8 protein-coding genes are annotated in these 6,565 nt (G+C 39.1%); 1 reads left to right on the top strand and 7 read right to left on the bottom strand.

Features of this window, described 5'->3' with window-relative positions; all coding sequences use genetic code 11:
* The first annotated feature begins 6 nt into the window (after positions 1-6).
* The gene (locus AB2U10_RS12105; protein ID WP_367914724.1) at positions 7-1,893 is read left to right on the top strand and encodes an Nramp family divalent metal transporter; all 1,887 of its coding nucleotides are present in this window, start codon (positions 7-9) and stop codon (positions 1,891-1,893) included.
* Between the two features lie 132 nt (positions 1,894-2,025).
* On the opposite strand, the gene AB2U10_RS12110 is transcribed toward AB2U10_RS12105, so the two are convergent.
* The 7 genes from AB2U10_RS12110 to AB2U10_RS12140 all read right to left on the bottom strand — a co-directional run bounded on the left by AB2U10_RS12110 (position 2,026) and on the right by AB2U10_RS12140 (position 5,758).
* A complete protein-coding gene (locus tag AB2U10_RS12110) occupies positions 2,026-2,568 on the bottom strand; it encodes a hypothetical protein (protein WP_367914723.1) in 543 nt (180 codons plus the stop codon).
* Positions 2,522-2,887 (bottom strand): hypothetical protein, encoded by a 366-nt coding sequence (locus AB2U10_RS12115; protein WP_367914722.1) that lies wholly within the window; start codon positions 2,885-2,887, stop codon positions 2,522-2,524. Before AB2U10_RS12115 ends, AB2U10_RS12110 begins: the two co-directional genes overlap by 47 nt.
* A gap of 183 nt (positions 2,888-3,070) precedes the next feature.
* Positions 3,071-3,541: a hypothetical protein gene (locus AB2U10_RS12120; RefSeq protein WP_367914721.1), complete on the bottom strand. Its 471-nt coding sequence runs from the start codon at positions 3,539-3,541 to the stop codon at positions 3,071-3,073.
* Entirely contained in the window at positions 3,541-3,873 is a 333-nt protein-coding gene (locus tag AB2U10_RS12125) for a hypothetical protein (RefSeq protein ID WP_367914720.1), read from the bottom strand. The genes AB2U10_RS12120 and AB2U10_RS12125 overlap by 1 nt, the downstream gene beginning before the upstream one ends.
* Positions 3,874-4,083: 210 nt before the next feature.
* Positions 4,084-4,290: a hypothetical protein gene (locus AB2U10_RS12130; protein WP_367914719.1), complete on the bottom strand. Its 207-nt coding sequence runs from the start codon at positions 4,288-4,290 to the stop codon at positions 4,084-4,086.
* Between the two features lie 87 nt (positions 4,291-4,377).
* Positions 4,378-5,229, bottom strand: coding sequence for a hypothetical protein (locus tag AB2U10_RS12135; protein ID WP_367914718.1), 852 nt, complete (start codon positions 5,227-5,229; stop codon positions 4,378-4,380).
* A 130-nt stretch (positions 5,230-5,359) separates the two neighbouring features.
* On the bottom strand, positions 5,360-5,758 hold the full coding sequence (locus AB2U10_RS12140; protein WP_367914717.1) for a hypothetical protein: 399 nt from the start codon (positions 5,756-5,758) through the stop codon (positions 5,360-5,362).
* Positions 5,759-6,565 lie beyond the last annotated feature (807 nt).

A 6,565-nucleotide genomic window follows, 5' to 3' on the forward strand; every position in this document is an offset into this window, starting at 1 on the left:
AACAATATGGCTAAAAACAGATCTGAAGCTTCCCTGAGCGAAGTGCACAATTCTGTAGATACCACTTTGCCGGGCAGGTCGAGGTGGAGGAGGGCGCTGGCATTTTTCGGGCCGGCCTACCTGGTGAGTGTAGGGTATATGGATCCCGGTAACTGGGCCACAGACCTGGCAGGCGGCAGCCGCTTCGGCTACTCTTTGCTGTGGGTGCTGGTGATGAGTAACATCATGGCCTTATTGCTTCAGAGCCTGTCGGCGAGGCTGGGTATTGTCAGGAACCGCGACCTGGCCCAGGCCAACCGGGAGACCTATCCCCGGAGGGTCAACTTTGTTTTGTATATCCTGGCTGAAATTGCCATTGCGGCCACCGACCTCGCCGAAATACTGGGTATGGCCATCGGTCTTGAGCTGCTGACAGGAATACCCCTGATCTGGGGTGTTCTTGTCACGGCATTAGACACATTTCTCCTGATGGTTCTCCAGAAATGGGGGATGCGTAAACTGGAGGCCTTCATTATCGGGTTGATTTTTATTATCGGCATGTCGTTCCTGGTGCAGATCCTGGTAGCGAAACCCGATGCCGGCGATGTGCTTACCGGCCTGATACCCCACATTGAAAACGACACGGCGCTCTACATTGCCATCGGTATCATCGGGGCAACGGTTATGCCCCATAACCTTTACCTGCACTCTGCGCTGGTGCAGACCCGGAAATTCGAGCGCGACGAGGCCGGTATCCGGAAGGCCCTCCGGCTGAACTTCTGGGACAGCGCCGTGGCGCTGAACATGGCCTTACTGGTCAATGCCGCCATACTCATTCTCGCCGCTACAGTATTCTTTAAAACGGGACGCTCTGATGTGGCCGAGATCAGGCAGGCCTATGAGCTGCTGCCCCAGCACCTGGGCAGCGGGTTTGCTGCCAAGCTCTTTGCCGTAGCCCTTATTGCGGCAGGCCAAAGCAGCACCGTTACGGGTACGCTTGCCGGGCAGATCGTGATGGAAGGCTACCTGCGGTTCAGGATGAACCCGCTGGTAAGAAGGCTCATCACCCGCTTGCTTGCCATTGTACCTGCGGCATTGATTATCCTGATTAAAGGTGAGGATGACGTAGACAGTCTCCTGATCTTCAGCCAGGTGATCCTCAGCATGCAGCTGGGCTTTGCGGTGATCCCGCTCATTCATTTTGTGAGCGACAAAAAGACCATGGGCGTATTTGTGATCCGGCCCTGGGTAAAAATATCGGCCTGGATAGTAACGGTGGTTCTGGTTTATCTCAATACCCGTTTAATTGTGGAAGAGGCTGCCGGCTTTTTTCGTACCTCCGACAATATGTACTGGAAAGCGCTGATCATTGCAGGCGGAGCGGGGTTTGTGGTACTTCTTACGTACACCACGTTCTATCCGCTGTTCAGCAGGCGGGCCTTCCGGGATGTAACGCCGCACAACACGCCCGGACCTTTGCAGCTGGAATCGTTTGAGCCCTACCGGAAAATCGCTGTTACCGTTGATTTCGGGCAGCTGGATCACAAAGTGATTAACCGCGCCATCAGCCAGGGGGGCAAAGATTGCCTGTATACGCTTATCCATATTGTGGAAAGTGTGGCCGCCAGCTCCAACTTTCACGACAGCGCAGATGAAGAAACCGTAAAAGACCGCGAATTCCTGGAAGAATACACCCGGCAGCTGCAGGCGAACGGGTACAGGGCGGAAGCCAGGCTCGGGTTTGGAAAAGCTGCAGACAGCATTGCCGGAATCGTCCGTGAATCAGGCGCCGACCTGGTGGTCATGGGTGCCCACGGCCACAAAGGACTGAAAGACCTGCTTTACGGCGCCACCATTAATCAGGTGAGGCATCTGGTGAAAGTTCCGGTACTGGTTATCCCGGCGGAACGATAAGATGTATTTCTGATTTTTGCTGTAATCGTTATATAACAATTCGTTTCCAAAGGGCAGTTTCAATATAGAATCATTTTCAATTGCCCATTTCGATCTTTCATAATAAATTAAGATTTATACCGGGCTTCATTATTATTCATTATCATCAATTCCAAATTCATGATTGACTTTAATTTGTGTATTTTTATCAATAAATAAACTATGATCCTGGTTATTCATTCCCATTATCAGGATTAGCTTAAAATCTTTACTTAAAAATGCATGGGTTAGGTCCGTATTAAGGAGATCCTTGTCGCTCATGTCAATAAAAAAATTGTGAGGTAAAATCCAGATTACACCGGCATCATCATTAAAATAGTATGGTGAATATATGTACTTATTTTTCCAGAAAGCTTTTATTCCAACTAAGGGATTTAATGAACTATCTTCTTTTTTATTTCTTCTGATAAACACTGTATCCACGGATAGATAACCATTATTTAGATCGTTTTTGGTAAGTACTAATCGCTCTATTTGAGTAGTATCCGGCGATTTTTCAAGGTTATTACAAGAAAACGTAACGAAAAATATCGCCACTAATGATTTTGAATACCATAAGCAAATTTTGCTAGTTTTACCTCGGTTACTTTTACCAAATATCATATCCAACTTTTTTAAATTTATTTTTCCATTCATTAACAAGTGTATTCCAATGGGTTGGCGAATATTCCTTAATTCTTGCAAGTAAAACTCGAATATTGTGGTTTGTCAAACTTTTGTTATCCCAAGATGATATTGGATAAAACTGAGAAGAAAATTTTACAAGATAGATCCCAAGATACTTCTCAACTCCTGGTAAATCTATATCATTATTTGTATAAATTTTCTCTCTTAAATGCAATCCCTCATGTAACAAGGTTACTTTTACATCGGCAGGGTTATTTAATGGAGTTTTTATACGGTTGCTTATTGTAGGGGCATATATCACCTTTAAATCAATTTGAAGCGTTATCAACACATTTGATACACCTGGGTGCCATTATGCTATTCTGTCTCTTGTAAAGCGCCAAAAATAAAGAAAGCAATCTTCAGATTGCTTTAGTTTTTTTGTATTTTTCTAATGGAATCGATCTTGGAGGACTCTCTGGACATTGCAACACACTTGACACATTACCCCTATTCTTTTAACTCAAAGAGATTATTTATAAGGCTCCCAATCGTATGGCATATTTATCCAAGCATTACCGCTAAGAACCGCTTTTATATTGTCATTTCCATTATTAGTTAGATACTGAAAAATTTTTTTCATATTAAATTCTAATTGCTTTTCAGTATTCGATTTAAAAACTAACACATGTTTTGTTTTGTTTAACTTTAGGAAACTAATATAATATTGCTCAATATCTATTTTTTCTGTTTCTAAATCTCCGATATTTCTTATCCAAACAATTATTTTCTGATAGCTAAAATAGTCTAAGAGTTTAATATCAATTTCTCTCTCGGCTTCTTTTGAAAAAAAGAAAAAAGAATATTCATTGATTTTTGTAGGATAACTAAGTTTTCGAACAATGCTTTCTTTAAAGGTATAATTTTGCAAGATAATATCTGACTTTAAAATATTTATTAAAATCACTTCCATTTGTTCAATATTTATTTTATTTAGGCTCATTATTTAAAAATTGTAGCTTTTTCCATTGAATAAAATACACTAAACCCTAGGTTATTAAAATCACCCATATCCAGAATTGTATATCCTTCATTTTTTATATGCTCAGCCCATTCTTTATTCAATTTATACATTTTAAGCTTCATAACTTCTGAATTAGATAATCTAATATCTCCATGATTAGTTAGAGCATTAAACTCTACTAATGCATCATCAAATTTTGTCTTCCATACACCTGACAATGCGGGGGAATCAAATATTTCAACATCTAATTTATTTTTCGATAATAATTCAGAATAAACTTTTTTTACTCCTGGATTTTTATCATTACCCATTGAACGTCCAATAATAGCATATTTATTATTTGTTTAAAGAGCCTAAGAAAATCTTTGTAGACAGCAAAATTTCCATTTTTGCCAAGGCCCCTACACGTAGTATGATTTATCCTTCTGGTAGCGTCTAATCTGGAATCTGTTAACGAAGGCATGCCATAAGGAGGCCTATTGCGGAAAGGGCAACGTAAACGCTTCTCGAACCATCCTTTTTCAATAATAACGGGTGTTAAAATAACGGATGATAGGATTGCTGCTTTTCTGATGCTTATCGTATCCTAAATGAGCATCTAACCCTCCTTCCAACATCGATTCAAGTGCTTTGCTGTGCAAGGCCTTAAATAAATCACTCAGGCCCATATAGGTTTTGACATTATCCGAAAGACCACTCTCCAGAAATTTCTTGGGTAGATTATCCATAGTAAATCTTAAAGTTATCAAAAAATTAGTCGGGGCATACTCCCGACTAATTTTCTAACTTACACAGTTTAATGAATGGTGCCAACATTACCAAATTCTCACATTTCTGATTTCTAGCTCCGATTGATCCAATGCTTCCAATATGTATCTGACACCGTCATATCCTGTTCCCAGATTAATATTAACCTTAATATATTGGCCTTCTAGAGTGGCATCAGACATATAGTGAATAAGGCCATGCTTCTTCATCTCTGCCTCTTCATTATATTGATTAATAGCATCTCCAATAATGACAGGAACTTTTTCGAAATCTTCACGCAAATATACAGGCTCAACTAGTAGCTGGATATCCAAACCATGACCATCAGAAGGCATATACCAGTTAAATTTATATTTCTTTTCCTGTCGCTTCAAATTCAGTCCTTTGAGCTCTTTTCTGATTCTTTCTAATGTACCCTCTTCTTGTGGTTCAATAACAAATCGATCTAAAGGCAGGTTTAACTCAGGAAGTTTAGAGAAATGTAATTCTTCACCATTTTCACCTAGCCAGGCCATGACAAATTTATAGGCATGACTATGAGGTCTAAGTTGATAAATAACATTTTTAAGAATAGACACACTGGATGATTCATCATATTCGTAAACAATATCTTCACTATTCCCAAAAGATCTTGCGTAACTCAACCTGTATTTTTTCTTAATTAAAAGTGGCACAATCTTCTCAATAAAACAGCCGAAGTGTATTAAACTCAGATGCTTATTATTATGATAATATTCCTTCAAAAAGGATTTAGGCGCCGGGAATTTTGTATGATATTCAATTAGATCTTTAATGTAATTTTTATCTTCTTCCCACCACAATACCCCCTTTTCGTCTATTTGTTTTTGAATATAATCAGGGTCAAAAATTCTCGGATATTTTTTTTTCTCTTCTTCCATTAACAGTTTGATGTTAGAATTATTTGTAAAGATATAGCTTCTATCGCAACAAGAGCTAAATATATTTCTGCTTGGGCAGCAATTGTCGACCCCCCTGATTGCCAGCTCACATATGCATTGCCAACAAGTCCTATTGCGCCGGCTGCCATTGCCATTTGGGCAAATGCTTTACGTTCTGCACAATTAGGTAAGGAGCTGACCCCCTCCCTTCTGCTAAACGTCCGGCTAAATAGCGGACAAGCCCTAAATCAATATCTCCATTTCGTTTAATTAATACCGGGCAATATCGGCCCTCAATTTCTACAAAACCTCTTTTGGCCTTTATTTTGTATTTACTCTTTTTATACTCATCAAAAGTTATCAGGTACAGCAATAACTCAGATTCTATTTTACAAATTATCTCTTTTATTTTGACTTTATCTAGATCCCCTAAAGTATCGGGGAATGGGCTTTCTAATCGATTTTCCATTATGGCGTTCTCTAATGAAGCGACAGATGCATTCCAGTTGTACAATATTGCTACATCCATTCCTACTGCTTCAGCGATACGCTCTCTATAGCCGGTCTAGTTATAAAAATCTAATCCTAAATGGTTAAATTTACTTAAACTTTCCAATTCATTTTTGGCATCCCATCTTTTAGGTGATTTATATGTATTTTCCATAAAATATTTAAGTACAATATTATCTGCTTCAATTTGCATCAACACATTTGATACATTTGTTTATATCGCTGTTTTCTTCCCCTCGTAAAACCATATTTGATTAGTTTTAAATCACAAACGGAACAATAGTGACTTCCACCAACTCCTTTGATACACATGGAATCTATACGTAGTTTTGTTTCATTTTAAGACCCCAAAAATAAAGAAAGCAACCCGAAGGTTGCTTTAGTTTTTTAGATTTTCAATCCGGAATCGGTCTTGTAGGCCTCTCTGAAGCATTAACAACACAATTGAAACACTACCCACTCTCAAGCATTCGTTTGAATTCTTCAAAGATATTATCAAAAACCAGTAATAATATATGTGTTACCTTTTTAACATCATCTTCAGTTACTGCACAATATCGGTATGTTTCTATTTCCTTGTAGTAAAAATTTTTCAAAAGCGAATCTAACTGACCACCAAATAAATAATTTTCAAAATCCCAACTATATATATACCAAAATGTCCACCAAGAGAAGTTTCGTGAATTTCAATATGGCAATCAATGCCATTTAGTTAAGCTATAGATTTTTGTAAACCATTGAGAATTTGGCTCTTGGTTTTTTCTTTCTTATGTATTTACGGCTTGGTCTTACCTTATTGACTGCTTTTGCTACGATTTTGTCAAAC

The sequence above is a fragment of the Leadbetterella sp. DM7 genome, from assembly GCF_040829825.2.
GTDB lineage: Bacteria > Bacteroidota > Bacteroidia > Cytophagales > Spirosomataceae > Leadbetterella.

Coding starts and splice junctions, on each gene's coding strand:
- AB2U10_RS12105 (WP_367914724.1), top strand. CDS start 7: ATGGCTAAAAACAGATCTGAAGCTTCCCTGAGCGAAGTGCACAATTCT.
- AB2U10_RS12130 (WP_367914719.1), bottom strand. CDS start 4,290: ATGGATAATCTACCCAAGAAATTTCTGGAGAGTGGTCTTTCGGATAAT.
- AB2U10_RS12135 (WP_367914718.1), bottom strand. CDS start 5,229: ATGGAAGAAGAGAAAAAAAAATATCCGAGAATTTTTGACCCTGATTAT.
- AB2U10_RS12125 (WP_367914720.1), bottom strand. CDS start 3,873: ATGGGTAATGATAAAAATCCAGGAGTAAAAAAAGTTTATTCTGAATTA.
- AB2U10_RS12140 (WP_367914717.1), bottom strand. CDS start 5,758: ATGGATGTAGCAATATTGTACAACTGGAATGCATCTGTCGCTTCATTA.
- AB2U10_RS12120 (WP_367914721.1), bottom strand. CDS start 3,541: ATGAGCCTAAATAAAATAAATATTGAACAAATGGAAGTGATTTTAATA.
- AB2U10_RS12110 (WP_367914723.1), bottom strand. CDS start 2,568: ATGAATGGAAAAATAAATTTAAAAAAGTTGGATATGATATTTGGTAAA.